At 69.8% G+C, this 25,669-nt stretch carries 24 protein-coding genes and 3 riboswitches; of the genes, 11 read left to right on the top strand and 13 right to left on the bottom strand.

Going from position 1 to position 25,669, the window contains the following annotated elements:
* Nucleotides 1-36 precede the first annotated feature (36 nt).
* The 6 genes from OG607_RS03480 to OG607_RS03455 all read right to left on the bottom strand — a co-directional run bounded on the left by OG607_RS03480 (nucleotide 37) and on the right by OG607_RS03455 (nucleotide 5,688).
* The gene (locus tag OG607_RS03480; RefSeq protein WP_405718570.1) at nucleotides 37-1,074 is read right to left on the bottom strand and encodes an aliphatic sulfonate ABC transporter substrate-binding protein; all 1,038 of its coding nucleotides are present in this window, start codon (nucleotides 1,072-1,074) and stop codon (nucleotides 37-39) included.
* A 52-nt stretch (nucleotides 1,075-1,126) separates the two neighbouring features.
* A complete protein-coding gene (locus OG607_RS03475; RefSeq protein WP_405718567.1) occupies nucleotides 1,127-1,867 on the bottom strand; it encodes an ABC transporter ATP-binding protein in 741 nt (246 codons plus the stop codon).
* Nucleotides 1,864-2,766: an ABC transporter permease gene (locus OG607_RS03470; protein ID WP_405718565.1), complete on the bottom strand. Its 903-nt coding sequence runs from the start codon at nucleotides 2,764-2,766 to the stop codon at nucleotides 1,864-1,866. The genes OG607_RS03475 and OG607_RS03470 overlap by 4 nt, the downstream gene beginning before the upstream one ends.
* Nucleotides 2,763-3,659 carry a TauD/TfdA dioxygenase family protein gene (locus OG607_RS03465; RefSeq protein WP_405718562.1) on the bottom strand — a complete coding sequence of 299 codons (897 nt, stop codon included), beginning with the start codon at nucleotides 3,657-3,659 and terminating at the stop codon, nucleotides 2,763-2,765. The genes OG607_RS03470 and OG607_RS03465 overlap by 4 nt, the downstream gene beginning before the upstream one ends.
* 518 nt (nucleotides 3,660-4,177) lie before the next feature.
* The gene (locus OG607_RS03460; RefSeq protein ID WP_405718559.1) at nucleotides 4,178-4,990 is read right to left on the bottom strand and encodes a hypothetical protein; all 813 of its coding nucleotides are present in this window, start codon (nucleotides 4,988-4,990) and stop codon (nucleotides 4,178-4,180) included.
* A 59-nt stretch (nucleotides 4,991-5,049) separates the two neighbouring features.
* Nucleotides 5,050-5,688, bottom strand: coding sequence for a hypothetical protein (locus OG607_RS03455; protein ID WP_405736514.1), 639 nt, complete (start codon nucleotides 5,686-5,688; stop codon nucleotides 5,050-5,052).
* A gap of 361 nt (nucleotides 5,689-6,049) precedes the next feature.
* Here OG607_RS03455 and OG607_RS03450 point away from each other — a divergent pair, with 361 nt between their 5' ends.
* Nucleotides 6,050-7,672 carry a purple acid phosphatase family protein gene (locus OG607_RS03450; protein ID WP_405718556.1) on the top strand — a complete coding sequence of 541 codons (1,623 nt, stop codon included), beginning with the start codon at nucleotides 6,050-6,052 and terminating at the stop codon, nucleotides 7,670-7,672.
* Nucleotides 7,673-7,699: 27 nt separating this feature from the next.
* Here the strand turns inward: OG607_RS03450 and OG607_RS03445 are convergent, their stop codons facing one another.
* The 7 genes from OG607_RS03445 to OG607_RS03415 form a co-directional block, all read right to left on the bottom strand.
* Nucleotides 7,700-8,236, bottom strand: coding sequence for a hypothetical protein (locus OG607_RS03445; protein WP_405718553.1), 537 nt, complete (start codon nucleotides 8,234-8,236; stop codon nucleotides 7,700-7,702).
* On the bottom strand, nucleotides 8,233-9,363 hold the full coding sequence (locus OG607_RS03440) for an LLM class flavin-dependent oxidoreductase (RefSeq protein WP_405718550.1): 1,131 nt from the start codon (nucleotides 9,361-9,363) through the stop codon (nucleotides 8,233-8,235). The genes OG607_RS03445 and OG607_RS03440 overlap by 4 nt, the downstream gene beginning before the upstream one ends.
* A gap of 20 nt (nucleotides 9,364-9,383) precedes the next feature.
* Nucleotides 9,384-10,454 (bottom strand): LLM class flavin-dependent oxidoreductase, encoded by a 1,071-nt coding sequence (locus OG607_RS03435; RefSeq protein WP_405718547.1) that lies wholly within the window; start codon nucleotides 10,452-10,454, stop codon nucleotides 9,384-9,386.
* Nucleotides 10,451-11,815, bottom strand: coding sequence for an NtaA/DmoA family FMN-dependent monooxygenase (locus tag OG607_RS03430; RefSeq protein WP_405718544.1), 1,365 nt, complete (start codon nucleotides 11,813-11,815; stop codon nucleotides 10,451-10,453). Before OG607_RS03430 ends, OG607_RS03435 begins: the two co-directional genes overlap by 4 nt.
* A gap of 23 nt (nucleotides 11,816-11,838) precedes the next feature.
* Nucleotides 11,839-13,080 (bottom strand): LLM class flavin-dependent oxidoreductase, encoded by a 1,242-nt coding sequence (locus OG607_RS03425; RefSeq protein ID WP_405718541.1) that lies wholly within the window; start codon nucleotides 13,078-13,080, stop codon nucleotides 11,839-11,841.
* Between the two features lie 107 nt (nucleotides 13,081-13,187).
* Complete coding sequence (locus tag OG607_RS03420; RefSeq protein WP_405718538.1) at nucleotides 13,188-13,319, bottom strand: putative leader peptide; 132 nt, start codon at nucleotides 13,317-13,319, stop codon at nucleotides 13,188-13,190.
* A gap of 38 nt (nucleotides 13,320-13,357) precedes the next feature.
* A riboswitch (SAM riboswitch) is annotated at nucleotides 13,358-13,470 on the bottom strand.
* Nucleotides 13,435-14,229, bottom strand: a complete 795-nt coding sequence (locus OG607_RS03415; RefSeq protein WP_405718535.1) for a glutathione S-transferase C-terminal domain-containing protein — start codon at nucleotides 14,227-14,229, stop codon at nucleotides 13,435-13,437. (Overlaps the previous riboswitch by 36 nt.)
* A 207-nt stretch (nucleotides 14,230-14,436) precedes the next feature.
* Nucleotides 14,437-14,581: riboswitch (SAM riboswitch) on the bottom strand.
* 105 nt (nucleotides 14,582-14,686) lie between these two features.
* Nucleotides 14,687-14,795, top strand: a riboswitch (SAM riboswitch).
* A 313-nt stretch (nucleotides 14,796-15,108) separates the two neighbouring features.
* Between OG607_RS03415 and OG607_RS03410 the strand changes: the two genes are divergently transcribed.
* From OG607_RS03410 to OG607_RS03365, 10 genes are all read left to right on the top strand, one after another.
* A complete protein-coding gene (locus OG607_RS03410; RefSeq protein ID WP_405718533.1) occupies nucleotides 15,109-16,080 on the top strand; it encodes an amino acid ABC transporter permease in 972 nt (323 codons plus the stop codon).
* Entirely contained in the window at nucleotides 16,077-16,853 is a 777-nt protein-coding gene (locus tag OG607_RS03405; protein WP_405718531.1) for an amino acid ABC transporter ATP-binding protein, read from the top strand. The genes OG607_RS03410 and OG607_RS03405 overlap by 4 nt, the downstream gene beginning before the upstream one ends.
* A gap of 67 nt (nucleotides 16,854-16,920) precedes the next feature.
* Entirely contained in the window at nucleotides 16,921-17,937 is a 1,017-nt protein-coding gene (locus tag OG607_RS03400; RefSeq protein ID WP_405718529.1) for an ABC transporter substrate-binding protein, read from the top strand.
* A 100-nt stretch (nucleotides 17,938-18,037) separates the two neighbouring features.
* Nucleotides 18,038-18,829 (top strand): GNAT family N-acetyltransferase, encoded by a 792-nt coding sequence (locus OG607_RS03395; protein ID WP_405718527.1) that lies wholly within the window; start codon nucleotides 18,038-18,040, stop codon nucleotides 18,827-18,829.
* A 37-nt stretch (nucleotides 18,830-18,866) separates the two neighbouring features.
* Nucleotides 18,867-19,772, top strand: coding sequence for an expansin EXLX1 family cellulose-binding protein (locus OG607_RS03390; protein ID WP_405718524.1), 906 nt, complete (start codon nucleotides 18,867-18,869; stop codon nucleotides 19,770-19,772).
* Between the two features lie 244 nt (nucleotides 19,773-20,016).
* On the top strand, nucleotides 20,017-21,315 hold the full coding sequence (locus OG607_RS03385) for an extracellular solute-binding protein (RefSeq protein WP_405718522.1): 1,299 nt from the start codon (nucleotides 20,017-20,019) through the stop codon (nucleotides 21,313-21,315).
* Nucleotides 21,316-21,322: 7 nt separating this feature from the next.
* The gene (locus tag OG607_RS03380) at nucleotides 21,323-22,243 is read left to right on the top strand and encodes a carbohydrate ABC transporter permease (protein ID WP_405718520.1); all 921 of its coding nucleotides are present in this window, start codon (nucleotides 21,323-21,325) and stop codon (nucleotides 22,241-22,243) included.
* Nucleotides 22,240-23,130 (top strand): carbohydrate ABC transporter permease, encoded by an 891-nt coding sequence (locus OG607_RS03375; RefSeq protein ID WP_405718518.1) that lies wholly within the window; start codon nucleotides 22,240-22,242, stop codon nucleotides 23,128-23,130. The genes OG607_RS03380 and OG607_RS03375 overlap by 4 nt, the downstream gene beginning before the upstream one ends.
* A 5-nt stretch (nucleotides 23,131-23,135) precedes the next feature.
* Complete coding sequence (locus tag OG607_RS03370) at nucleotides 23,136-24,530, top strand: carboxylesterase family protein (RefSeq protein WP_405718515.1); 1,395 nt, start codon at nucleotides 23,136-23,138, stop codon at nucleotides 24,528-24,530.
* An 8-nt stretch (nucleotides 24,531-24,538) separates the two neighbouring features.
* Complete coding sequence (locus OG607_RS03365; RefSeq protein ID WP_405736512.1) at nucleotides 24,539-25,669, top strand: ROK family protein; 1,131 nt, start codon at nucleotides 24,539-24,541, stop codon at nucleotides 25,667-25,669.

The raw sequence follows: 25,669 nt of genomic DNA, 5'->3' as shown, positions 1-25,669 counted from the left end.
GTGCTCTCATTTCCGTTCTGTGGAGGACAACGTGGGTCAGTTGAGCTTCGAGCTGTCGTAGCCGGCCGGAAGGAGGCTGTCGGTGATCGACGCGACGTCGACCTTCTTCGTGATCTGACCGGCCTCGAAGAAGGCGTCACCGAGCTTCTGCTCCGCGGCGATGTCCGACGCCTCCACCGGAGTCACCCGGGTCTGCATGGAAGGCAGCACCGCCTTGGCATCGGCCAGCGGGATGCCCTCCTCCTGGGAGAGCGCCAGCGCGTACTTGTCGGGGTGCTGGACCGCCCAGTGGAATTCGCCCGCCAGCCTCTTCAGGACGTCCGTGAGAGCCGCCCGCCTCGTCGGGTCCTTCAGCGACTTGTCACTGGCGACGTAGTAGCTGCTGGTCTGGTCGATCGGCGGGAGACCCTTCGCCAGGATCCGCGCCCCTTGCTTGACCGCGAGCGCCGACTGCGGGTTCCAGATCGACCACGCGTCCACCTTGCCGGTCGCGAACGCCGTGGCGCCGGCCGCCGGGTCGAGGAAGACCAGCTGCACGTCCTTGGGGGTCAGGCCTACGCTCTTCAGCGCGTTCAGGGCCAGACCGTGGGCCGAACTGCCCTGCGGAACAGCGAGCTTCTTGCCCTTGAGGTCCGCGAGCGTCTTCAGCGTGGAACCCTTCGGCACGATGATGTTCTCCACCGCCTGGGTGGGCCTGAGCGAGCGCGCGACGGCGACGATCTTGAAGCCGTACGTCTTCGCGGCACCGGTGATCGGCGGCACGTCGCCGACGCTTCCCAGGTCGATGTCGCCCGACGCGGCCGCCTGGATGAGCGGGGGGCCGTAGGTGAACCGGGCGAACTTCACCTTGTAGGACGCGCTGTCGAAGGCGCCGGTGATCTTCGCCAGGGCCTCGCTGCCGTCACCGCCGTTGTCACCGATGGTGAAGGTGTACTTGCTCCACTCGGGATGACTGGCAGCGCTGGAACTGCTCAGCGGCGCGGCCGCCTGCGTCGCCCCGCCGCACGCCACCAGGGTGCCCGCCAGTGCGAGGAAACCGACGGCGCCGACGAGGCGGGAGGTTGTTCTGGACATGGGTTCGTCACGTGCTTTCTGTGGTGTGGTGGGGAGAAGCGAAAGGAATTTGTCAGTGCTGGTTGGCGAGACCGAGGTCCGCCAGAAGGGCGGAGCGCAGCTCCTCACGTGCGACGCTCGCCTCGCGGTCGGCGTCGGAGAGCCGGACGAGGTGCGACTCGCCGATGCGGCCGTTGCTCATGACGACGATGCGATCCGCCAGCGCGATCGCCTCGTCCACGTCGTGGGTGACGAGCAGCATGGCCGCGTGGTGCTTGCTCCGCAGTGCCCGCACCAGGCCGTGCATGCGAAGTCGGGTGATCGCGTCGAGCGCCGCGAACGGCTCGTCGAGCAGCACGAGTTCGGGCTCCGAGACCAGCGCCCGCGCCAGCGACACCCGCTGGGCCTCGCCACCGGAGAGCTCCTTGGGCCAGGCCCTCTCGCGGCCCGAGAGTCCGACCTCCACGAGCGCGTCGCGGGCCCGCTGCTCCGCGTCCGCTCCGTGCAGGCCGAGCGTGACATTGCGCAGAACCCTCTGCCACGGCAGCAGACGATCGCCCTGGAACACGATCGCGCGCTTCGCCGGGACCTCCACCCGCCCCCCGTCGGGGCGGTCCAGCCCGGCGAGCAGCCTCAGCAGGGTGCTCTTGCCGCAGCCGGACGGGCCCAGCAGGACCACCAGCTCCTCGTCGGTGATGGTGAGGTCCAGGTGGTCGAGCACGACCCGGTCGCCGAACTGGCGGACGACCTTCTCGACGACGACCCCGGCCTGCTGGCGGGGCTGCGTTCTCTGCGTGGCTGTCGTGGTGCTCATGACCCCTCATAACCGGGGCGCCACCGCAGCAGCACCCGCTCAAGAGCCCGGACGAACTGGTCGGCGAGCAGACCGAGGAGCGAGTAGATCGCCAGCCCCACGAAGACCTGGCCGGTCTGGAGGTAGGTCTGTCCCTGCGTGATGAGGAAGCCGAGCCCCTCGTTGGCGTTGACCGTCTCGGCGGCGACGAGGCCGAGGATGCTGTACGCGAGTGAGAACCGCAGACCGACCAGGAACCCCGGCAGGGCTCCGGGCACGAGCACGCGCGTCACCAGGCGCCAGGTGCCCGCGCCCGTCGTCCGCGTCATCTCGATCAGACGCTGGTCGACGCCCCGGATCGCCGCGAACAGGTTGAGATACATCGGGACGCCGGCACCGAACGAGATCAGGAGCACCTTCGTGAGCTCGTCGATGCCGAACCACACGATCATCAGCGGCAGCACCGCCAGCAGCGGGATCGTGTTCAGGACCTGCACGACGCCGTTGAACAGATACTCACCGCTGCGCAGCAGACCGCCGAGCACCCCGGTGACGATGCCCACCGTCAGACCGATCGCGAGACCGATTCCGGCCCGTCGCAGCGAGATCGCCAGGTCCGGCCCGAGCACGCCCTGCTGCCACAGGTCGACGGCGTTCCTCACGATGGAGGTTGGTGCCGGAGCGTAGGTCGCCGACAGCACCCCGGCCCTGGAGAGGATCTCCCAGGCGATGAGGATCACGACCGGGGTCGTGTAAATCCCGAGCGGCCAGCGCAGTCGCTCGCGGAGCGTCCCGAGCGGCGTCCGGCGGCGGGCATCGCGCGGCAGGAAGACCTCGCGTTCCCGCGCGCTCGTCGTCACGGCGGTGACCGGCCTGACGGCCGGCGCCGCGAGGTGGATCTCGGTGCGGAGCTCGGTCATGCCGCCACCTCCTGCACGCTGGTGTAGTGCGAGGCGTCACCGACGAGCTGCTCGCTGCGGCGGCCGTCGACGCCGGCCGGCACGTCTCCCGCGACCGTCACGCGGTTGAGGCGACGCGGGTGGTCGTCGTAGTTGTCGATTGCGTAGTGCTGGGTGATCCGGTTGTCGAAGATCAGCAGCTGGCCGGGCGACCAGGTCCAGCGCAGGATGTTCTCCGGACGCGTCACGTACGACTGGAGGATGCGCAGCAGTTCGGCCGACTCGCTGCTCGAAAGGCCGACGATCCGCTTGGCGAACCCGCCGATGAACAGCCCGCGTTCGCCCGTCAGCGGGTGCACCCGCACGACCGGATGCTCCGCTTCGTACGGCGTCGAGACGAAGACCCGGTCGTACTCCTTCCGCAGCTCCGTCGTGTCCGAAGTGCGCGCGTAGTCGTACTGGTTGGTGTGCACGACGCGCAGCGAGTCCGCGAGAGCGCGGAGCGGCCCGGGCAGGTCGCGGTAGGCGGCGGCCGCGTTCGCGATGAGCGTCTCGCCGCCGTACGGCGTGGTCACGATGGACCGGAGGGTGCTGACCTGCGGCGGGTTGACCACGAAGGTGACGTCGGTGTGCCACTCGTTGGCCTTCGATGTCTCGCTGTCGACGGCGAGCACATTCGTCGTGCCGTCGGCGGCCGGCACGTTCGGGTGGGCGGTCGTGAGCTCGCCGAACCACCGGGCCACGCGCTCCTGACCTGCGTTGTCGAGTTTCACGTTGTCGAACACGATCGCCTTGTGCTCGTTGAGGGCGTCACGGAGAGCCCTGACCGTCGCGGGGTCGGGCGGCGCCGTGAAGTCGACGCCCTCGACGACCGCGCCGATGCGGCTCGTGAGCTTGCGGATGGACGGAGGCATGAGGAGGTCCCCTCGAAGGAGGTAGGCGTAGGCGTAGGCGCACGGCCATGTGCCGAGAGTTGGAATGAAGGGATGGACACGACGGGGCCGAAAGGTCGTGCGGCCGCCCCGGTCAGCGGGATGACCGGTGGCCCGGGTCTGTCGACGACGACATGGCTCTCACGACCGCGTGGGCCCGCTGCTCGAACAGCAAGGCGCGGTCAGGAGCTGGGTACAGAGTTCCCAAGGGGAGGTACCGCACCGCTGCCGGGGATGGTCACCGGGTCAGCGACAACAGAACGCGCTGGACACGTGCGCCAGATCGATGTGGCGCCGCCTTGTCAGGTCCAGGTGCGGGTACATGGAACGTGAGTTGAGCAGACGTCCAACGCCTTGGTCAAGACTTTTCGGGTGGCTCTCGCATTGTGGACACGGGCAACATCCGTACGTCTTCGGGATATGGACGGCGAGCGGCCCTCCGCGGCACAGGGCGCGGAGGGCCGATGGGTGGCCACTCGATCAAGGTGGCCTTCGCCCGGCTATCCGGGCGTCACCTCGGACAGGGGGATCTCGACGTCGGTGACCCCGCTGCCCCCCTCACCGAACCCGGCCTGCTCCGCGCCGCTGTCGGCGTCGCGCAACGAGGCCACGTTTCCGTCGTCCGACGTAGTGGAGGTCGTGGCTGAGCACTGGACGTTGCGCAGCCACAGACGGCCGTCGGGTGTCCCGTCCTTGAGGAGCTGCGGATAGAAGACGTGCACGGTGGCGGCGCCTTCGGCGGGGGAGAAGAACACCGTCCGGCCGTCCTGGGCTTCCTTGTAGGTGGCCTTGAGGAAGCCGCTCACATCGGTGCGTTTCGCCGACCACATGAAGAATGCGGTGTTGTTGGCGAGCACGGTGTCGGTCCGGCTGAACGACAGGGTGCTCGTCTTCGTGTCGGAGGTGAGGTTGAACGTCTGGTCGGTGAACTTGCCGCCGACCTCGAATACCGAGTTTCCGAGGGTTATTCCGCCGTCGATGACGCGTCCGGTCTCGATCTGGATCTGCCTGGAGACCGATGCCGTCACACTGAAGGTCTTCGTGGCAGTGGAATCGATGCCGCAGTTGTCGGAAATGGCGGAGACCCGCTCGTTGGGTCCCAGGCTGTTTCGCTTGAACTGGACGTCGACGAATTCGCACTTCTCCAGCGTGGCGGGGTCGGACTGACAGTCGGCCGCCACCTCCGACGGCGTGGCGGCACCCGCCTGGGCCATCAGCGGAATGGCCACCGCCAGAGCGGCCACCGGGGCCAGCATGAGAGTGATGCGCTTCTTCTTGCTCCGGTGGCTTCCTGAAATGCCGACGCGGGTCATGGTCTCTCCTGTGAGGTCAGTCGATGGGGTCGTCGCAGGTGGGAAAACGGGGCGGGTCGTCAGCAGTCGGTGAAGACCGGAGTGATCGTGCCGTCCAGCCGTCCCGGGGCGCCCGCGACGCTCGGCAGCACGACGGGGCCCTCGACGACCTCTTCCGCTTCGAGGCGTACCTCGGGGAAGGCGTTCGTGGTGGTGGTCGCGGCCTGGGCCGCGGTGAAGACCTTCCAGACGCCGGTCATGCGCTGCATCTTCGGGGTGAACTCGAAGGTGAGCACCTTCCCGACCGGCACTTCGCGTGTTTCCGTGTCGCCGGCGGTGGCTGTCTTGGTGGTCATGTCCAGAGTCCCGGTGTGCCTGGTCCAGCCGACGTTGAGGATTCCGAAGAGGTTGCCGCCGAAGCCCTCTGTGGTGACGGTGTACTTGCCCTGCCCCTGAGCCGCCGACGCGGACCAGGTGACCGAGACGCCGGCGGGCTTGGTGGCGTTCGGCTCGCAGTTCGGGAAATCGATCGAGGCCTTCTCCTTCGGGCCTTCGAAGGGCACCATGTCCTTCTCCACGAAGTCACATGTGTCGGCCCTGAAGCCGTCGGCGAGACCGGTCGCCTCCTGCTGGACACCGTTGATCTTCGACGACTTGTTGCATATGGCCATGATCTCATCGGGTGTTTTCTCCGCGGCGCTCGCTGAGGGCAGCAGCATCAGGATCGCGCCACCGGTCGCGAGGGCGGACCCGATCGCTGCCAGACGAATCTTCTTCGACACGTGCGTCTCCCGGACGTTGAGTGGTCTGAACCATTCATTGCTTCCTGCGTCCAGATTTTCGCGCGGTAAAAGAAAGGCCAACAGAGTCAAATGTCCCTGCTCATCGGTCGTGAATGATCTCGCGAGTCCGATGGTGGCTGAAATTGACCCGCCAAGGGGGACAGATGTGTCTCAGGGGCCCGCCGCCGGGCGCGTGATGGCCGACTGGCAACGCGGCGTTCACCCGGGAGCCGCCGGGGCGCGACAGGGTGCGGTCGTCGACAGCGCAACAGCGCAACAGCTCGTCAGAGAGGCCACCATGACCGCACAGGCAGGTACAAACGATCCGTCGACGACGTCTTCCGAGAAGTCTTCCGACGGGCTCAGCCGCCGCCACGCGCTGGGTCTGCTCGGTACCGCGGGGGCCGGCGCGGCCGTCACCCCGCTGCTGGGAACGGGGACGGCGCAGGCCGCGCCGCTGGCCGCCCCGGCCTTTCACCTGACCGCGGACTCGTCCGGAGCGCCTCCGGTGCAGGGGCTGCACCTGACCTTCGGGGCCGACCCGCGCACCCAGATGACGGTGTCGTGGATCACCGACAGACCGGTGAAGAAACCTGTCGTGCACTACGGCACGCTGGAGCACGGGTTCGGATCCAGCGCGGACGCCCTGACCCGTACCTACGTGGACGGCACCTCAAGCCGTACCGTCTACGTCCACCACGCCGCGCTGGACCGGCTCAGCCCCGGCACCGACTACGTCTACCTCGCCACGCACGAGGGGACCACGCCCGACAGCGGTACGTTCCGCACGGCTCCGCGCGGACGGAAGCCGTTCACCTTCACCAGCTTCGGCGACCAGTCCGCCCCGCAGGTGACCTGGGCGGCGGACGGCACGGTCGCGCTCGACGCGAACTCCACCCCCGCCACGAAGGACATCGTCACCGGTATCGAGCAGGTCGCCCCGCTCTTCCATCTGCTCAACGGCGACCTGTGCTACGCCAACCTCGATGTCGACCGGGTGCGCACCTGGAACAACTTCTTCACCAACAACACCCGTTCCGCGCGCTTCCGCCCCTGGATGCCGGCGGCCGGCAACCACGAGATAGAGAAGGCCAACGGCCCGCTCGGACTGGGCGCGTACCAGGCCTACTTCACTCTCCCGTCCACCGAGACCGACGCCGAACTCGCGGGGCTGTGGTACGCCTTCACCGTCGGCTCCGTCCGGGTGATCGTGCTGCAGAACGACGACAACTGCCTTCAGGACGGCGGTGACGTCTACATCAGCGGCTACTCCGGCGGACGGCAGCTCGCCTTCCTGGAGAAGGAACTGCGGGCGGCGCGTTCCTCCCGCGACACGGACTGGGTGGTCGTCGCCATGCACCAGGTCATGATCAGCTCCTCGGACGCGAACGGCGCCGACCTGGGCCTGCGTCAGAAGTACGGCCCGCTGTTCGACAAGTACGGCGTGGACCTGGTGCTCTGCGGCCATGAGCACAACTACGAGCGCTCGCTGGCCGTCCGCGGAGTCGTCACCGGCAGCGAGACGCTCACCCCCAACCCGGCCTCCCAGGCCACCGATTCCATCGACACCGGGCTGGGCACCGTGCACATGATCCTCGGCGGCGGAGGCGTCTCGGGGACCACCAACCAGAAGTTCTTCACCGACGGCACGGCCAAGGTGATCACCGCCGTGTCGGCGACCGCCGGCGCCAACGGCAAGCGCACCTCCACCTACACCAAGGAGGAGGCGGTCTGGACCGGCGTACGCGACATCGAGCACCCGTACGGCTTCGCCGCCTTCACCGTCGACCCCGGCCGCCATGCGGGCGACACCACCCGCATGCACGTCACCTACTACAACGTGAACAAGCCGAACGGCGAGCTGTCGGTGTTCGAGACGTTCACGCTCCAGCGCAAGCGTTCCGACGGCCACGGCAGGTAGACCAGCCGACCGGTTGCGACCCGGCGGTCAACGGCCGATCGCGTTGAGGGCGTCGAGCAGACGAGGGCTCGCGGGCGAGCCCTCGTCGGGCGGGCCCGGTGTGCGGTGGAGTTCGCCGTCGATGATCTCGTAGTGGCCGATGGCCTGCAGGGGCGGCGAGTAGACGTGGATGGTGACGGCGCCGGCGTCGTGGTCCATCCGGTGGACGCCCGAGCCGGGGAAGGAGAACGACTCGCCGGGCCCGTACGGGCGGGCGCGGCGCGGGCCGCCCACCGGCAACCCCTCCTGCCAGGCGGTGCCTTCGATCACGTGCACGCCGACACAGGATCCCTGGTGGTCGTGGTAGCCGGTGTCACGCGATTCCCACCAGGTGTTCAGCCATGCTTCGGAGTGCTCGTTCCGCCACAGCAGCAGATACGAGCCGGGGCCGGAGCGGTCGAGCGCGGCGGTGTCGACGAAGGCCGCGGCGCGGCGGGCCCGGTAAGCGGCCTCCTCGGGCAGGAACGGGCGGTCGGACACGCCGAGTTCGACGAGGGCGGTGGTGTCGATCGGGGCAGCGGTCAACGCCGGCTCCACTCCTCGGCGAGCAGTGCGTAGGAGGCGACCCGGTCCGCGTGGTCATGGGTGACGGTGGTGATGATCAGCTCGTCGGCGCCGGTGGCGTCGCGCAGCGTCTCCAGCTGGTCGGCCACCTGCTGCGGTGAGCCGACGAACTGGGTGTCGACGCGGTCCTCGACCAGCGCCAGGTCCTCCTTGGTCCAGGTGTGTGCGCGGGCCTCGTCGGGGGTGGGGAAGGGGATGGCGCCCTCGGCGGTACGGATGCTGCGCACCCACAGGCCGTAGCCGGTGGCCAGTTCGCGGGCGGTGGGCTCGTCCGCGGCGACGACGACGTCGGCGGAGACGCTGACGTACGGCCGGGACAGCTCGGCGGACGGGACGAAGGCCGCGCGGTAGGCCTCGGCGGCCTCCAGGACGGTGGCCGGGCTGACGTGGTAGTTCGCGGCGAACCGCAGACCGCGCGCGCCGGCGACCTCGGCGCTGATCCCGGCGCTGCTGCCGAGGATCCACACCTGCAGCTCGGCGCCCTCACCGGGAACGACGTGTGCCTCGACGCCGTCCGCGGTGGCGTAGGTCCCGGCCAGCAGCGCGAGGACGTCGGCTATCTGCTCGTCGTACGGCTGGGACTGGGCGCCCGGCAGCTGGAGGAGCGTCTTCTGCAGGGCGAAGCGCGGGGAGCCCAGCAGGTGTTCGAAGGAGAACTTGGCCGGGATCCTCAGCCCGTTGGAGGTGCGGCCGTCCACGACGGCTGCCGGGCCGGCCAGTGCAGGCTGGCGGGAGGCCGGTGAGGGCCGGCCGCCGGAGCGGCCCAGGCCGAGGTCGAAACGGCCGGGGTGCAGCGCGTCGAGCAGCCCGAACTCCTCGACGGTGGACAGGGCGGTGCGGTGTCCGAGCTGGACGGCGCCGGCGCCGAGCCGGATGGTGGAGGTCGCGGCGGCAGTGAGGGCCAGGACGACGGCGGGGGAGGTACCCGCGACGCCGGGGTTGAGGTGGTGCTCGGCGAACCAGTAGCGGGCGTAGCCGAAGAGCTCGGCCTGCCGGGCCAGGTCGATGCTGTTGCGCAGGGCCTGGGACGCGGTGGACCCCGAGGAGATCGGCACGAGGTCCAGGACCGCGAGGGGGGTGTTGGCCATGGTGGTGTTCCTTGTCAGGGTCAGGGGGTCGCGGTGGGCGCTACCGGGGCCCAGGCGAACGGCGGGTCGGGGATCTCACGGCGCAGAGTGGGCGCGATGTCGGACTGGAACAGCTCCAGGCTGTCACGGTGCTGGGCGTCGGTGAGGCCGCCCGCGTCGGCGTGCAGGTGCAGCACGGTGTGGCCGAAGCTCTCGTGGTAGCGCTGCACCTTCTCGATCACCTGTTGCGGGCTGCCGATCAGGGCGGAGCTGCGCTCGACGAAGTCCTTCAGGGTGGCGAAGACCGGTTCGAGGCCGAGCTGCTTCTGGAAGGCCAAGTGGCCCTCGAAGACCGGCCGGTAGGCGGCGATCGCCTCCTGCGAGGTGCGGGCGGCGTAGTAGCCGGCCGTGCCCGCGCCGACCGTGGCCAGGGCCGGGTCGTGGCCGTAGTGCTCCCAGCGTTCCCGGTAGTGGCGGATCAGCTCGGTGTAGGGCTCGATCGGGTTGGTGACATTGGCGGAGAAGAGGGGGTCGCCGTAGCGGGCGGCCAGGTCGACGGACTCCCGGCTCGTCGCGCTGCCGTGCCAGACCCGTATCGGCTGCTGGAGCGGCCGGGGCCAGACCTCGGCCTCGGCCAGTTCCGGGCGGAAGCGCGTCGGGTACGTCACCTTGTCCTGCCGCCAGATCCGGCGGAACACCTCGTACGACTCGGCGTTGCGGTCCCACTGGTCCTCGGGGGTGACGTGGAACAGCTCGCGCTGGGCGGCTCCGTTGCCCTTGCCGATGATCAGCTCCAGGCGGCCCTGGGAGAGGTGGTCCAGCGTCGCGTAGTCCTCGTACGCCCGGACCGGGTCGAGCAGGCTCAGCGTCGTGACGGCGGTGAACAGCCGGATCCGCTTGGTGAGGGCGGCGAGGTGGCTGAGCACCACCGGAGGCGAGGAGGAGATGAACGGCCGCTCGTGGCGCTCGCCGACGCCGAAGCCGTCGAAGCCCAGCTCCTCGGCGAGCAGCGCGTTGCCGATCACCTCCCTGAAGCGGTCCTGGGTGGACTTCTGCACGCCGGTCACCGGGTCGGGCGCGTGCACGATCAGGGTGATGGCCAGGAACTTCACGACGCCGCCCGCAGGGCGGCCGGGTGGGCGAGGCCTAGGTGGTCGCGCAGGGTGGTGCCCTCGTACTCGGCACGGAACACGCCGCGTTCCTGGAGGAGGGGGACGACGGTGTCGGCGAAGGCGTCGAGGCCGCCGGGGGTGATGTGCGGGGCGAGGATGAAGCCGTCCGAGGCGTCGGCCTGGACGAAGTCGTTGATGGTCCGGGCGATGGTGGCGGGGGAGCCGATGAAGGACTGGCGGGCCCCGGTCTCGATGACCAGGTCGCGGATCGACCAGTTGTTGGCCGCGGCGCGCTCGCGCCATTCCCGGGCGATGGCCAGGGGGTCGCGGTACATGCGCACCTGGGCGCGGCCACGGGCGATGGTGTGCTCGCCGAGGTCCGGGTCGATGTCGGGGAGCGGCCCGTCCGGATCGTACCCGGACAGGTCGCGGTTCCAGACGAACTCCAGGTGCTTGATCGCGGTGGCTCCGCTGACCTGCTGGCGGCGCACCTCGTGGGCCAGTTCCCGCGCCTCGGCGTCGCTGTCGCCGAGGATGAAGGTCGCGGCGGGCAGGATCAGCAACTGGTCGTGGGTGCGGCCGTACTTGGCCAGGCGGCCCTTGACGTCGGTGTAGAAGGCCTGTCCTTCGTCAAGGGTGCTGTAGCGGCTGAAGATCGCGTCGGCGTCGGACGCGGCGAACTCGCGTCCTTCGTCGGAGTCGCCGGCCTGGAAGATCACCGGGCGGCCCTGCGGGCTGCGCGGGACGTTGAACTGCCCCTCGATCTCGAAGTGCTGTCCCTTGTGGCGGAAGGCCCCGGCCCGCGCGTCGCGCAGGAAGGTGCCGGTGTGCGGGTCGGCGGCGATCTCGTCGCCGTGCCATGAGTCGAAGAGTTCGTTGGCGGTGGCCAGGAACTCCTTGGCCCGGGAGTAGCGCTCCTCCTGCGGCAGGAAGCCGCCGCGGCGGAAGTTCTCGCCGGTGAAGGCGTCCCAGGAGGTGACGACGTTCCAGGCGGCGCGGCCGTCGGAGAGGTGGTCCAGGCTGGCGAACTGGCGGGCCACCTCGTAGGGCTCGTTGAAGGTGGAGTTGATGGTGCCGGTCAGGCCGAGGCGTTCGGTGACGGCAGCCAGGGCGGCCAGGACCGTGAAGGTGTCGGGGCGTCCGACGACATCCAGGTCGTAGATCTGCCCGCCCTGCTCGCGCAGCCGCAGGCCTTCGGCCAGGAACAGGAAGTCGAACTTGGCGCGCTCGGCGGTCCGCGCGAAGTGCGCGAAGGAGCTGAACTCGATGTGGCTGCCGGCCTGCGGGTCACTCCACACGGTGGTGTTGTTGACGCCGGGGAAGTGTGCGGCGAGGTGGATCTGCTTGAGCGGCTTGCTCATGGTCGTCGTACGGTCCTTCCGGATCAGGCGGAGACGGCGGCGTTCGCGGCTTCGCTCGCGGTGGCGGCGTAGCGGTTCGCGGGGCGGGGCAGGCCGAGCAGTGCGCGCAGGGTGCCGGCCTCGTACTCGGTGCGGAAGGCGCCGCGGCGCTGGAGTTCGGGCACGAGGCGGCGGGTGATCTGCTCCAGGTCGTGCGGCAGGGCGGCGGGCCGCAGCCGGAAGCCGGTGAGTCCGGCCTCGGCCCATTCCTGGAGGAGGTCGGCGAGTTGGGCCGGGGTCCCGGTGAAGACCTGGGCGTCGCTGCGGTATTCGGTGCCGGCGCGCTCGTCCAGGCGGGCCTTGCGCTCGGCCGCGGCCGCGGGGTCGTCGTCGAGGAGGACCACGAGGTCGCCGAGGACGTGCACCGTCCCACCGGCGCGGCCGGCGGCGGCCTGTTCGGTACGGATCTCGGCGACGATGTTCCGGGCGTCGTCGGCGTCGCGCGGCGTGACGAATCCGAGGTCGGCCGAACGGGCGATCAGCCGGTAGGGGACACTCGCGTGCCCCAGCGCCGCCACGACCGGCTGGCCCTGGGGCGGGCGCGGGGTGATCGAGGGGCCCTTGACGCTGAAGTGCCGGCCTTCGAAGTCGATGTAGTGCAGCTTGTCGCGGTCGATGAAGCGGCCGGTGGCGACGTCGCGGATCTCCGCGTCGTCCTCCCAGCTGTCCCAGAGCCGGCGCAACACCTCGACGTAGTCCGCCGCCTCGTCGAAGAGGTCCTTCAGCAGTTCCTGTCCCGTCGCCGAGGCCAGGTCCTCGATGCGCAGCCCCGGCGGCGTACGGCGGCCGAAGTGCGCGGCCTCGTCGTCGCGTCCCGAGACCCTCACCTGGATCCCGGCCCGGCCGGTGCTCACGTAGTCCAGGGTGGCGATCGCCTTCGAGAGGTGGAACGGCTCGGTGTGGGTGAGCACGGCGGTGGGGATCACCCCGATCGCCCTGGTCAGCGGCGCCACCCGGGCGGCAATCAGTACCGCGTCCAGCCGCCCCCGCACCTGGTCGGTGCGCCCGTCCGGCCCCGCGAACCGGGAGGACTGCAGGCTCAGGGAGTCCTCGATGGTCACGAAGTCCAGCAGGCCCCGCTCGGCCTCGGCGACGAGACCGGCCCAGTAGCCGGCGGTGAACAGCTCGTCGCGCCGGGCGTCGGACTCGCGCCAGGCGGCCGGATGCCAGCCGGCGCCGTCGAGGGCGACGGCCAGGTGGAGGGGTGCGTGTGGTGCTCGGGGCATGGGCGAACTGCTTCCTGTGAGCATGCCGAATGATGTCCGCGCCCGTGCTCAGTCGGGGTGGAGGGTCGGCGAAAAGCGGATGAGAAGGCGAGAGGGAGCGAAAGCGCTCAGGCGGTGGTGCGCCGCGCGGCGACGTCTTCGTGGGCCGGACACAGCGCGGCGGCGACACGCTGGAGATCGATGTGCCGCCGCGAATACGTGTTGGTGGTGACCATGGGCCGCTCAGGGGCTCCCCGCACTGCCGTCACCTCCGTCCCGGCCGGCTCACGCCTTCCCGGGCTCGCGCTTGCGGATCCGTTATCGGCTCCGCCGGGTCGTCACCTGGAGCACCCCGCCGCGTGGGAGGGTTGCCGTTCAGCAAGCCAGGGCTTGACGCTGACACTCATGACCTGCCAGCACCGTAACCCGGCTTTGGTCTCCGACACAATCCTTGTCCACTGAACACAGATCATGAGCAGTGTGTTCCCGCTCTCCCTCCGGGCCCGGAATCCGCTGGAAGGCCGGGTGGGCGCTCAGCCGCCGCAGGTACGACCGGAGGCGGTCGCGGCCGGCGATGCGCCGCTGGGTGTCGGCGTCGGCGTCCGCGTGGGCGAGGGCGACCCACACGTCCACGTCCGCGGCGGTCAGTGTCCCGCCCAGCATGTAGGGCCCCGAGGCCAGTTGGGCGTCCAGCAGATCCAGCGCCGTGTCCTGGAGGAGGCCCCCGTCGAGGAGCTCGCGGATGGCGTCGATGTCGGAGGCCAGGCCGTCGGGCCGCAGCCGTGGCGCAGCGGTGTCGTCCGGGGCGGCGAAGTGCAGGGCGAGGTCGTCGAGGATGTCGGGCGTGTGGTTGCTGACGACCCGTCCGCTCCACCGGTCGCACAGCGCGGGTACGGTCAGCGGACCGTCGTAGTGGTGACGGGTGGTCTCGTAGGCCGTGCGCAGAGCCGCCGCCGCGAGCGCGTCGCAGGCGCCCGCCGGGTCGGACAGGACCGTGGTGCCGACCGAGTCCTCCAGCCCGAGCAGGCCGAGGGTGATGGAGACCCGCAGCGAGAGCGGACAGCCGGGCGAGAGATACAGGTGGTAGCGGTGCGGCGCGGGGTAGAAACCGAGGCTCGGACCGGCACCGATCCGGTCGCGGAAGCGCAGGGAGGTGAAAGTCTCGGACATGGCTCTCTCCATGGGTGCGGTAGTTGCGGACCGTTCGGACCCTTCGGATCAGACGGTCGGAGAGCAGCCGTTGCGGAGACGGAGCAGATCGATGTGGCGGCGCCTGGTCAGCAAACGCGGGCGCGGCAGCGGCGTCGGCGTCGGCTGGAAGTCATGCGATGTCCTGGGCATCTGCGCCGGTCCCGTCCTCGGGCCTCGCGGGACGCGAGACCGCACTTGCCCCACCGCACCGGCGGGACCTGGTCGTCACCCGGGGCACCCCGTCGCGGTGGAAGGGTTGCCTGTCAGCGGGCCGGGGCCGATGACCCACCGAGCAGAGGTTCCTGCCCGGCGAGCGCTGACAATCGTGACCGTCGTCCATCAGTGTGAGCGCGGCCCGATGGACGGTCAAGAAGGCATCGCGGCTGAGACGGCGTTGACTTTTCGCCCGTTACCGCCCTACGGTTCGGCGCAGAACGGTCATGAGTGTCAGCGACAAGCCCTGGCTTGCTGACCGGCAACCCTCGCATCGCGGTGGGGTGCCCCAGGTGACGACCCGGCCGAAGGACATTCGGTAAGCGCGAGGCCCCACGGGGCGGAATGGCGATGGTGACGGCGATGTACGCAGGTCCCGGGATGGCCGCATGGCGGCGTCACGGCCGCGTCGCGGCGTACCTGGCCCGCCACATCGACCTGCTCCGTGTCAGCAGCGCACTCTGTACGACCCGCCGCAGCGCCCTCTGTCAGGGCTGACGGCCTCCTGACGCACGCCTTCGGCGTCGTCCTCGTCCTCCTCCCGCCCGATCCTGTTACGGCGTGCTCTCCCACGCCCGGGCATCCCCCTCCGCCGTGCCGTGGTCCTCCCGGCGGCCGGAATGTTCGCGTTCTCTGGAGTTCTCCATGAGTGAGCCCCTTGTCTCCGTCGTGCCTTCCGGCACGACCCTGCCCCCGCCGCGGCCGCTGTCGGCCCAGCGCGTGATTCCGCTGCGGCATCCGGGACGGTGGGTCGCCACCGCTGTCGTACTGGTCGTGGTCGCCCAGATCGCGCACGGGCTGGTCACCAACCCGTTCTACCAATGGGACCGGTTCCAGTACTGGTTCGTCCGCCCGGTGATCGTGGACGGCCTGCTCATCACCCTTGAGGTGACGGCGTACAGCGCTGTGCTGGGCCTGTTGGGCGGCATCCTGCTCGCGCTGGCGAGGCTCTCCAGGAGTCCGGTGCTGCGCGCGGTGAGCTGGATCTACATCTGGCTGTTCCGCTCGGTGCCGCTGATCGTGGTGCTGCTGTTTCTCTACAACTTCAGTGCGCTGTATCACACGTTGAGTCTCGGAGTGCCGTTCGGACCCGCCTTCGTGCACTTCGACGAGTCCCGGCTGGCCACCGACATGGTGGTGGCGGTCATCGGACTGAGCCTCAACGAGGCCGCCTACGCCGCCGAGGTCGTACGGGCCGGCATCCTCTCCGTCGACCAGGGCCAGCACGAGGCGGCCGCCGCCCTCGGCCTGCCCAGGCGCTACCAGTTCACCCGGATCGTCTTCCCCCAGTCCCTGCGGGCCGTCATCCCCTCCTACGTCAACCAGTTGATCGGCCTGGTCAAGAGCACCTCGCTGGTCTTCTACGTCTCGCTGCTCGACCTGTTCGGCTCCGTACAGAGCATGGGCAGCACCTATCCCGGCGACATCGTGCCGCTGCTGCTGGTCGCCACCGTCTGGTACGTGATCCTCACCAGCGTCGTCTCGGTCGTCCAGTTCTACGTGGAGCGGTACTACTCGCGCGGCGCGCTGCGCACCGTACCGCCGACCCCGCTGCAGAAGCTGCGGGCCGCCGTGAGTGCCCTGCGGGCCCGGGTTCAGAGGGAGACGGCGATATGACCACCGAGATACGCCCGGCGGCGGTCGAGGTCCATGACGTCCACAAGTGGTACGGCGCCCACCGGGTGCTCGACGGCGTCGATCTGACGGTGCAGCCCGGACAGGTCACGGTGATCCTGGGGCCGTCCGGCTCGGGCAAGTCCACGCTGCTGCGGGTGATCAACCACCTGGAGAAGCCGGAGGTCGGCTATGTCAGCCTCAACGGCGAGCTGATCGGCGTACGCCGGCACGGGGAACGGCTCAAGGAGCTGAGCGAGCGGGCGATCCTGAGCCAGCGCAGCCGGATCGGCTTCGTCTTCCAGAACTTCAACCTCTTCCCGCACCTCACGGTGCTGGACAACGTGGCCGCCGCGCCCGTGGCGACCGGCCTGCTCAGCAAGCCCGAGGCGCAGAAGCAGGCGCGCACCCTGCTGGAGCGCGTGGGGCTGGCCGGCAAGGCCGGTGTCTACCCGAGGCAGTTGTCCGGCGGCCAGCAGCAGCGGGTGGCCATCGCCCGCGCCCTCGCCCTGCGGCCGGGGGTCATCCTCTTCGACGAACCCACCTCGGCGCTGGACCCCGAACTCGTCGGCGAGGTCCTGGCCGTCATCAAGGACCTGGCCACCAGCGGCACCACCCTGATCATCGTCACCCATGAGATCGGCTTCGCCCGCGAGGTCGCCGACCGGATCGTCTTCATCGACGGCGGCCGAATCCTCGAAGAGGGCCCGCCCGGCGACGTACTGGACAACCCACAGCACCCCCGGACCAGGGAATTCCTCAGCAAGGTCCTCTGACCGCGCGCCCCCACCCCCCCCCTTCACCTCACCCCACCCTGCTCAACCACCGAACAAGGACACAGCCATGCCCAGCTTCCGCAGCAGAATCATCCGCAGCCTGTCCGCAGGCACCGCGCTCACCACGCTCGCCATCGGCCTCGCCGCCTGCGGGAACAGCAATGCCTCCACCGACGTGGCCGCCAAATCCGCAGGCGTGGTCACCGTGGGCGCACTGTCCAACGGGGCCGCCAAGCAGACCGATCTCAAGGTCTCCGAGGTCGCGTCGATCAGCTCCGAGCTGCCGGTCTCGGTGGCCAAGAGCGGCCAACTGGTCATCGGCGTCGGCGCCCTGCCCGCCGGCTTCCCGCCCCTGGCCTACATCGGCAGTGACCAGAAGACCCTCACCGGCGCCGAGCCCGACTTCGGCCGCCTGGTCGCGGCCGTCCTCGGGCTCAAGCCCGTGGTGAAGAACTCGACCTGGGAGAACCTCTTCGTCGGGATCGACAGCGGCAAGACCGATGTCGGCTTCTCCAACATCACCGACACCGAGGAGCGCAAGAAGAAGTACGAGTTCGCCTCCTACCGGCAGGACAACCTGGCCTTCGAGGTCCTGAAGTCCAGCACCTGGAACTTCGACGGCGACTACAAGAACCTGGCGGGCAAGACGGTCGCGGTGGGCGCCGGCACCAACCAGGAGAAGATCCTTCTGGAGTGGCAGGCGAAGCTCAAGAAGGAGGGCAAGAAGCTGACCGTCAAGTACTACCCGGACAACAACGGCGTTCGCCTGGCCCTGTCCAGCGGGAAGATCGACGCCTACTTCGGCCCCAACCCCGGCATCGCCTACCAGATCACCCAGGACGCCAAGACCACCCACCCCACCCGCAACGCGGGCAAGTTCTCCGGCGCGGGCGCGTCCCTGCAGGGTCTCATCGCCGCCACCGCGAAGAAGGACAGCGGGCTGGCCAAGCCGGTCGCCGACGCGATCAACTACCTGATCAAGAACGGCCAGTACGCGAAGTGGCTGGCCGCCTGGAACCTGTCCAACGAGGCCGTCAGCACCTCCGAGGTCAACCCTGCCGGCCTGCCGCTCAGCAACTCCTGACCGCAGGAAGGGATCCCGCCTCCGTGGCACGCCACATCGCCGTCGGAGGCGGGGTCATGGGTCCACCACGGAACCTCACGGACGGAGATCCGCGCCCGCCATGTCCACCAGCGTCCACCAGCCCCAGCCCCAGCCCCAGCCCCAGCCCCAGAGCGCAGCCGCACCGCACGTCCTCGACAACCCGGCCTGGGCCGCGCTCACCGGTCCGCACTCCCGGTTCGCCGAGCGGGTCGGCCGCGCCGCCCGCTACCCCACGGACGTCTCCCCGTTCACTGCCCTCGCCGACGCGGCCGATCCGCGCGCCTGGGACGACCTCGCCGCCCTGGTCGGACCGGACGCAATCACCCCGGTCACCGGAACACCGCTGCCACCGCCCGACGGATGGCAGACCGTGGAGACCGGACAGGGCGTGCAGCTGGTCGACACCACGCTGCGCGCCGAACCCGACCCCGAGGCGATTCCGCTCGGCCCCAGCGACGTACCCGAGATCCTGGATCTGATCGCCCGCACCAAACCGGGCCCCTTCCTGCCCCGCACCATCGAACTCGGCACCTACCTCGGCATCCGGCGGGACGGCCGGCTCATCGCCATGGCCGGTGAGCGCCTGCGCCCGCCCGGCTGGACGGAGATCAGCGCGGTCTGCACCGATCCCGGGTATCGCGGCCAGGGTCTGGCCACCCGGCTGGTCCGAGCGGTCGCGTCAGGTATCAGGGAACGCGGGGACACCCCCTTCCTGCACGCCTCCGCCGCGAACACCGGCGCCATCCGGCTCTACGAGTCCATCGGCTTCACGCTTCGCCGCCGCTCGACGTTCCTGCTGATCCGCACTCCGGGCAGCCGGGCGGCAACCTTTTCGTCTCCTGCGGCCACTGAGAAGCATGAGGGCAACTAGGCGGGCCGCGCGGAACCGTAGGCGCAGGCTCGGGCTGATGATGGGCACTCCCTTGGCGCTGATCGCCGCGGGACTTCTCGCCTGGCTGGTCATGGGGTTCCTCCCCGACCGCAAGGCCGATGCCGGGCAGGCCGTGGCCACGCCCGTCGCCGCCACCGAAGTCATCGCGCCGACCGTGACAGCGTCACCGACCGCGGAAGGGTCCCCGACCACGTCGGCGTCCCCGACCGCGTCGGGCTCGCGGACCGCGTCGGCCGCTGCGACCACCGCCCCGGCGCGGCCGTCGGCCACGGGCAAGGCGCGGACGGCGTCCGCCGCGGCACCGCTGGCGGGACGGATCCGGCCCAAGGTCGCCTACCGGGGGGTCGCCACCTTCTACGACGCCGGGACCGGCGACGGCGCCTGCCTGTACGGCCCCACCGATGACCTCATGGTCGCGGCGATGAACACCACCGACTACGAGTCGTCCAAGGCCTGCGGGGCGTATGTGCTCGTCCGCGCGGCCAGCGGCGCTTCCGTCACGGTCCGGATCGTCAACGAATGCCCATCGCCCTGCGCACCCGGGCAGCTCGACCTCAGCGCACAGGCCTTCGCCAAACTCGCCGCCCCCTCGGCCGGCCGGATCGCGGTCACCTGGAGCCTGCTGAGCCCCGGCACGTCCGACACGATCTCGATCCGGTACAAGACCGGGTCCAGCCGCTACTGGTGCGGTATCCAGGTGATCGGCCACCGCAATCCGATGGCACGGCTGGAGGTCAGCGCCGGCGGCAGCTGGCGTCAGCTGCCCCGCACGGACTACAACTACTTCCTCTCCGAGGACGGCAGCGGGTGCGGCGGCTCGATCAGGATCACCGACATCTACGGGGAACGACTGACCATCAGCGGGATCGCAGTGCAGCCGAATGTGGTGCAACCGACCCGGGTCCAGTTCGCCCGGCACTGACCTTCGCACGTAACGCAGTGTGATTGATCTGCTCCTCACGAGTCGCATCAATCGGAAATAATCGCCCAGAATGCATTACGGAACGTGACGAAATCGATTTCGCTACAAGTTCCGAAATTATTCGTGATGGCTCCGGCATGCCGCCGAAACACACCATTCATACCGTCACTATCGGCCGCATAGGACTCATCGGACTCATCGGCCGCATTAGGTCCATAGCGCCTTCATGTGACAGGAGCCCCGAGTGTCCAACCTCTCCAGACGCGGTGCCCTACGGCTGACCGGCGGCATAGCCCTCCTCGGCAGCCTCGCTCTGGCGGGCTGTGGCCGCAGCGATGAAACCGCCGCGACAGCCACCGCCAAGCCCGTCGACAGCTCCCCGGCCACAGGCACCGTCAGTGTCTGGGCCGCCCAGGGCGACGCCGATGTGCTCGACAAGGTCATCAAGCCCTTCAAGGCGGCGAACCCCGGCCTCGACGTGAAGTTCACGCTGATCCCGAACGCCGACTACTACACCAAGCTCCAGTCGGCGATCGCGGCGGGCAAGGGGCCCGATGTCGCCCAGTTCTTCCCCGAGTCGCAGGCGCAGTTCCTCGATCCGTCGATCCTCCGGCCCGTTCCGGACGGCCTCGTCGACCCGGACAGCTTCTTCAAGAGCCTGTGGGACGCCGGTGTGGTCAAGGACGTCGCCTACACGGTGCCCTGGTACGCGTACACCTACGCGCTCGTCTACCGCTCCGACCTGGCCAAGAAGGCGGGCGTCGAGGCGCCGAAGACGTGGGACGAGATGGTGCCGTTCTTCAAGGCGCTCCAGGGCGCCGGTGCCGCGCACGGCCTCGGGGCAGACATCGGCTGGGACATCTTCAACGGCCAGGACGCCGCGATGTACGCCTGGCAGGCGGGCGGCTCGCTGCTGTCCTCGGCCGGCAAGTGGACGCTCGACACGCCGGCGATGACCGACGCGATCAAGTACAACGCGTCGTTCTACACCTCGGGGATCGCCGACACCGCCGGGCCCACCTTCCTCGACGCGCAGCCGTACTTCGTCTCCGGCAAGACCGCCACGATGATCACAGGCCCGTGGGTCGTCGGCCAGCTCGACACCGCCGCGAAGAAGACCGGCTGGACGGCGTCCCACGTCGCCACCGCGCCGCTGCCGGCCGGATCCTCGGGCAGCACCTCCTTCTCCGCGGGAGGCAGTTGGGGGGTGCTCACCGGCAGCGCCAACGCGGACGCGTCCTGGAAACTCATTCGCTACATCTCCAGCCCGAGCACCCAGGTCTCGCAGTACAAGGCGTACAGCTCGCTGCCGGCGGTTGTTTCCGCCTGGGACGACACCGCCATCAAGGGCCAGCCGCTGCTGGACGCCTTCCTGACGCAGCTGAAGAACACCCGGTCGTTCCCGCAGGTCAGCACCTGGCCGCAGGTCGCGACCCGGCTGGGCAAGGAGATGGAGGCCGTGGCCAAGGGCAAGGAGACCGCCGCGAAGGCCGCCTCGAACCTCCAGGCGTACGCCGAGAGCCTCGGCACGGGTGCGGAGTGATCCGCGGATGACCGTAACCGTCCTCCCGGGGGCGCCGCGCAGAGCGCGTCGTCCCCGGGGCGCCCGGCGAACGGCTGTCGCCTGGCTGTTCCTGGCGCCGTTCACCGTCGTGTTCCTGGTCTACACGGCGATCCCCACCGTCGCCGCGCTCGCGTTCAGCCTCACCGATCTGCGGGGCGCGGACCTGCGTCATCCCTTCGCGGTGGACTTCACCGGACTGGAGAACTATCTCCGCCTGTTCCAGGACCAGAGCTTCCTGCGGGACATCCTCAACACCGCCGTCTTCGTGGCCGTCGGCGTGCCGCTGACCATGGGGATCGGACTCGCGCTGGCCCTCGTGCTGAACTCCGGCATCCGCCGGCTGCGCGGTGTGTTCCGCACGGTCTTCTTCGCACCGGTCGTCACGAACGTCGTGGCGGTCGCGCTGATCTGGCAGTACGCCTTCAACACGAACGGCACCGTCAACAAGGTGCTCGGCGCCGTCGGCTTCGCCGGGCCGAACTGGCTGGACGACCCGAATCTGACCATGCCGGTGGTCATCCTGCTCGGCGTCTGGCGCAACTTCGGCACCGCGATGGTGCTGTTCCTCGCCGGCCTGCAGGCGATTCCGCAGGACGTGTACGAGGCCGCCTCCCTCGACGGGGCAGGCCGGTGGCGGCAGCTGAGGCACATCACCCTGCCGCTGCTGCGGCCCAGCACCCTCATGGTGTCGGTGCTGCTGACCGTCTTCTACCTCCAGGTCTTCGACGAGCCGTACCTGCTCACCAACGGCGGCCCGCTGGGCTCCACCGAATCGGTGGCGCTGTACACCTACCACCAGTTCGGGGTCGGCGAGTTCGGCATGTCCTCGGCGGCGTCCTTCGTGACGCTCGTGCTCGTGATGCTGGTGAGCGCCGTCCAGTTCCGGCTGCTCAGGCCCCGCGCATGACCGCCCTCGCCGCGTCGTCGGAGGACGCCCACATGACCACCGCCGACCGGATCGCGGTACGCCGCCGCCGGTCCGTCTCCCGGCCCCTGCTGTACGGCGCGCTGGTGCTGTGCGCGCTGCTCACGCTGCTCCCGTTCCTCTGGGTGATCAGCGGCTCGCTGCGCAGCCTCGACGAGATCCGCTCCGACCCCGGTGCCTGGCTCCCGCACCACCTCACCTTCGACAACTTCGAGCGGCTGTTCAGGACCGAGGGCTTCGGCCGGTTCCTGGTCAACAGCATCGTGGTCGCGGTCATGGTGGTGGCCGGCAACATCGTGGCGGCGTCGGCCGCCGGCTACGCGCTCGCGAAGCTCGACTTCGCGGGCAGGCGGATCGCCTTCGCCGCGGTGATGGGCGCGATGATGGTGCCGCTCACCACGGTGTTCGTCACGCAGTTCGTGATCACGGTCGACCTGGGCCTGGCGGACACCCTCACCGGTATCGCGCTGCCGAGCCTGGCGCTGCCGTTGTCGGTCTTCATCATGCGGCAGTACGCGATGTCGATCCCCGACGAACTGCTCGAAGCGGCCCGGATCGACGGCGCGGGCGAGTTCCGGATCTTCTTCGGGATCTTCCTCCCGCTGGCCGGGCCCGCGGTCGCCACGATCACGATCATGTCGTTCCTCAATGCGTGGAACAACTTCCTCTGGCCGCTCATCGTCGCCCAGAGCATGTCCGGCTACACACTGCCGGTGGGCCTGGCCGCGACCAGCCAGGCGGCGGCGCACGTCACCGACTACGGCCTGATGCTCGCCGGCGCGATCGTCGTGATGCTGCCGGTGCTGGTGCTCTTCCTGTTCCTGCAGCGCTACTTCGTGCAGGGCGTCGCCGGAACGGGGATGCGGTGAGCCCCATGGACGTATTCGACGCACCCGGCGAGCCGGTCACCGTACGCGCTCCGGCGGGCACCGTCACCGGCCGTCGCACCGGCCGCGTACGGCGCTTCCTCGGCATCCCGTACGCCGAAACACCCACCGGTGCGCGGCGGTTCGCCGCACCGGTCCGACGCGGCCGGTTCACGGAGCCGTTCGACGCGTCCCGGCACGGCGCCACCGCGCAAACCGTTCCGCTGTTCGAGACGATCAGTGTGCCGGAGCCGTCGGTGCCGGGCGAGGACGTGCTGAACCTCGCCCTTGTGGCTCCGGCCGAGGGCGACGACCGCGAGCCCTGCCCGGTCATGGTGTGGATCCACGGCGGTGGTTTCCTGGCGGGAAGCCCGGCCAGCCCGTGGTACGACGGCCGCGCCTTCGCCCGCGACGGGGTCGTCTGCGTCACCGTCGGCTACCGGCTGGGCGTCGACGGCTTCGCCCCGCTGGAGGACGTACCCCCGAACCTCGGGCTGCGCGACCTGCTGCTCGCGCTCGACTGGGTGCAGGACAACATCGCCGCTTTCGGCGGCGATCCGGACCGGGTCACCGTCGCCGGACAGTCGGCCGGGGGCGGGGCGGTGCTGGCGCTACTCTCGTCGCCCGCCGGGCGCGGCCGCTTCCACCGTGCGGTCAGCCTGTCCGGTGGCACCTTCGAAGTGGGCGGGGACGCCGCCCGCGACTTCCTCGGACGGCTGGGGCACCGGCTCGGCGTGCCGCCGACGCGAGCCGGATTCGCCGGTCGCACGGTGGGGCACATCCAGCAAGGCGTCATCGACCTGCGGGACGAGCTGGGCGAGGACGCGCTCGTGCTCGGCCCGTTCGTCGGCGACGACCTCCTGCCGGTGTCCATCGCCGACGGGCTCAGGGCGCACGGGCGCGGCGTACCGCTGCTGCTGGGCGCGACGGGCGACGAGTTCGACGGCGGCGACGCCACCCGCGAGGCAGGCACCGGCACGGCAGGCACCCGCGAGGCCGGCACCCGGGTGACGGACACCCTCTTCCGCGCCGCCTGCCCGCGCGTGGCGGCCTCCCGTCGCGACGCCCCCGCCGGCACCTGGCTGTATTCCTTCGAATGGCCCTCCCCGGTGCTCGGCGGCGCCACGCACTGCATCGACATCCCGTTCTTCTTCGACGTGCTCGACGCACCCGGCGTCCCAGAGGCGCTGGGGCCGAACCCGCCCGTGGAACTGGCCACCTTCATGCACGCCGATCTGGTCGGGTTCGTACGGGGCCGGGCCCCGGCCTGGGCGAGGGCGACCGGGACGCCCGGCGATCCGGCCCGCGAGTACGGCAGCCCCGGCGCGGCGTTCACGGCCGACACCACAGGCGTGTTCGATCCTGTGGTGCGGTCGGAGTCCGAGGTGACGGAGGCGTGCTGATGTCCGGGATGAACCAGAGCGCCGTCCGACGCATCAACACCTCGGTCATCCTGCGCGCACTGGCGGTGTCGGCCGGGCCGATGACGCTGACCGAGCTCGCCGAGCAGGCCGGCCTCTCCCGCCGCACCATCGAGGTCATCCTGGACTCGCTCGTCGAGGCGGGCTGGGTGACCGAGCTGGACCGGGTGCCGACCAGCGGCTGTGCCGGGCGCCCCGCCCGCCGCTACGAACTGCGGGCCGAACACGCGCTGCTGGCGGCCGTGCGCATCACCACCCTGGACGCGTCCGCGGTCGTCGCCGATGTGCGCGGCCGCATCCTCGGCCGGGCGTACCGGCCGCTGCGCTCCTACCAGGATCCGCAGGTCACGCTCGACGACGCGGCGGCTCTGGTGCTGGAGGCGCTCGACGAGGCGGGCGGCTCGGTGGACCGCCTGCGAGCCGGTGCGGTCGCGGGCGGCGGCGCCATCGACGACGACGGAGTGGTGCGGCGTCTGGTGCACACGACGCGGTGGGAAGGCGTGAACCTGCCCGAAGAACTCAGCCGACGCATCCGGATGCCCTGGTTCGCCGACAACGACACCAACCTCGGCGCGCTCGCCGAACGTTGGCGGGGCGTGGCCGGTGACCACGACAACGTCGTGTGGGCGATGCTCGGGAACCGGACCGGTCTGGGCATCCTCATCCGGGGCGCCGTGCACCGCGGACTCGACGGTGCCGCGGGCGAGATCGTCGAGGCGGTGTCGATGCCGGCCGGCTCGGTCCAGGACCGCCCGGTGGCATGGCTCACCGCGCCGGAACCGGCCCTGCGCCGTGTCGCGCTCGACCGCTTCGACGCGGCCCGGGCCGGCGATGCGACAGCGCTCGCGGAGGTGGACGAGTTCGTGGAGAACATCACGTCCATCCTCACGACCCTGTCGTGGACGGTGGCACCGTCGCTCATCGTGCTCGGCGGCGGTCTGGAGGACGCGGCCGATGTGCTGCTGCCCCGGGTGCGCAAGGCGATGCGCGACGCCCGCACCCCCGCCGTGGAGCTGCGGGCGACCGGCCTGGGCCGCGACGCCGACCTCATCGGCGCCGTCAAGATGGCGCTCGACCGCATGGACACCGAGTTGTTCGGCCCGCTCGCCCCGAGCGCGTGA

It is taken from the genome of Streptomyces sp. NBC_01537, from assembly GCF_045040445.1.
In the GTDB taxonomy this organism is placed as follows: domain Bacteria; phylum Actinomycetota; class Actinomycetes; order Streptomycetales; family Streptomycetaceae; genus Actinacidiphila.
This window is presented reverse-complemented; position numbering and strand designations above follow the sequence as displayed.